Source organism: bacterium (assembly GCA_024226335.1).
Taxonomy (GTDB): domain Bacteria; phylum Myxococcota_A; class UBA9160; order SZUA-336; family SZUA-336; genus JAAELY01.
Genome location: JAAELY010000080.1, coordinates 1 through 1583, shown reverse-complemented (window position 1 = coordinate 1583; position 1583 = coordinate 1). Strand labels below are relative to the sequence as shown.

Below are 1583 nucleotides of genomic sequence, written 5' to 3'. Positions count from 1 at the left end.
CGATGAGCCCGTCGACCAGGTCGAGCCGCCGATCGCGGAACACGATCCACTCGATGACTTTCTCAACGCAGCCCAGACCGACACGGCCAGCGCGGATGAACCGGCACTGCCCGAACTCGACGAGTCTCCGGCGCTCGAACTCGACGAACCCGTCGATGACTTCCCCGTGCCCAAGTTCGATGAGCCCGTCGACCAGGTCGAGCCGCCGATCGCGGAACACGATCCGCTCGATGATCCTCTCGCAATAGCTCAGCAGAGTGTTGCTTTTGAAGAAGGGTTTGATCTCTCGGGCGACGAACCGGAAGAAGCTCTCCCGGTTCCGGGAACGGACGCATCGATGGAATACGGCGAGGTGGATTTCTCCGCCACCGTGCCTCCGGAAGAACTTCCGCAAGTCGAAGCCGACGTCCCGCCCGTTGAATCCGCTCCGGAACCGTTCGAACTCGAACCGGAAGAGGTTCCGGAGGAAGAACGCCTGGCGTTGGATCCTTCGTTCGAAGAAGCGGCTGCATCTGAAGCGCTGGATTTCGGAGACCTGGACACGCCGGGCCTCGCTGAACCTGCATCGCTGGCTTCTGACAGCGCACCGGGACCGGACTTCGGCGAGGTCGACCTGCTGACGGGCGCGCAGCCCCCTGAAATCGGCGAGGAAGAGCTTCCCGTACAGCGCAACACCAGCGTCGAAGAGGAACTCGGTGGCGCGGGATCTTTGAACAGCGCCCTCGACAACCTGGACCTGAGTGCGGATGACCTGAGCGAGTTCGACGGCGCGGACGCGGCGGCCGAAGACTATATGGACGCCGATCTTCCGGTCTCGATGGACGCGAATGCCGTCGAGAAGCTCAGTCTGGATCTCGAGGGGCTCGGTGGCGAGGCCATGGCGGTCATCCGCAAACTCGAAGCCAGCGGTGCCGCTGACGATCTCCCGGAACTGATGGAGAAAGCCAAGGAGCTGATCCAGTCGACTGTCGGCGGTGCCCAGGAAGCCAACGAACGGGCGGCCGCCTCGCTCGGAGAGCAGAGCGAGCACGAGAACGCGCGCAAGATCGAACTCCTGGATGTGACTTCACTGCCGGTCGGAATTGCCAGTGCGGGTGACCTCTTCTCGATGCTGATCGATCAGAACGTGACGATTCCAGCAGAGCACCACCGGGTATTCACGACGAACCAGGACGGCCAGTCCGAAGTCGAGATCCGCGTATACCAGGGCCGCGAGAAGCGCGTGGGCGACAACCAGCACCTCGGCTCATTCATCCTGGAAGGCATCCCGACCGCGCGGCGTATGGAGCCTCGCATCGCGGTGACTTTCTCGATCGACGAGAGCGGAATTCTGTCCGTACACGCCTGCGATCAGGGATCGGGCGTCGAGCAGGAGATCCGAGTCGAAGATCCGATCGCACTCATGGCCGATCCAACGCGCGAAGATGAGGGACTCGAAAAGGTCTAGGGAACCTCTGCACAGGGAGGCTGCGGCTGCGAAGCTCGATGCATCCGCCTGCGCTGCGTCGCGCGACCCTCTGCAGATCTACGGATCTGCGATCGGATCACGCTTCTTGCTCAGGCGGCGACTCCCGCTTCTCGCT

Annotated in this window: 1 protein-coding gene; it reads left to right on the top strand. The window is 62.7% G+C overall.

Features of this window, described 5'->3' with window-relative positions; genetic code table 11:
* Positions 1-1447, top strand: a 1447-nt coding sequence (locus GY725_03585; GenBank protein ID MCP4003257.1) for an Hsp70 family protein, incomplete at its 5' end; no start/stop codon positions are given.
* Positions 1448-1583 lie beyond the last annotated feature (136 nt).